General features: G+C 42.6%; 1 protein-coding gene. It reads left to right on the forward strand.

Annotated elements, in window-relative coordinates:
• Positions 1-424: ATP-binding protein (locus A3761_RS04845; RefSeq protein WP_197469879.1), on the forward strand; the 424-nt coding region annotated here is incomplete at its 5' end.
• Between the last annotated feature and the right edge of the window lie 67 nt (positions 425-491).

Raw genomic sequence — 491 nt, forward strand, 5'->3', positions numbered from 1 at the left:
TGGCACGGGTAAAACTCACTTAGCAACGGCAATAGGCGTACAAGCCATCCAACACCACCGACTACGAGTGCGCTTCTTATCGACCATTGAACTTGTGAATCAACTTGAACAAGAAAAACTCGAAGGTAAAGCGGGACGCATTGCGAACAGGTTAAGCCATACAGATTTGGTTATCTTAGATGAACTTGGTTACTTGCCCTTTAGTCAAACGGGAGGCGCATTACTGTTCCACTTGCTAGGCAAACTATATGAGAAAACAAGTGTGATTATCACGACTAACTTAAGCTTTTCAGAGTGGAGCCAAGTCTTCGGTGACGCAAAGATGACAACCGCATTACTTGATCGACTAACGCATCACTGTCACATCATTGAAACAGGTAACGAAAGTTACCGCTACAAAGAATCTACTAATAAACGAATTTAAAACTGGAAATAAAAGAAAAGTTCAGGCCGTAATCTGGCCTCTCAGGCGGGTCAAAATTAAGTGCAAA

It is taken from the genome of Oleiphilus sp. HI0123, assembly GCF_001635315.1.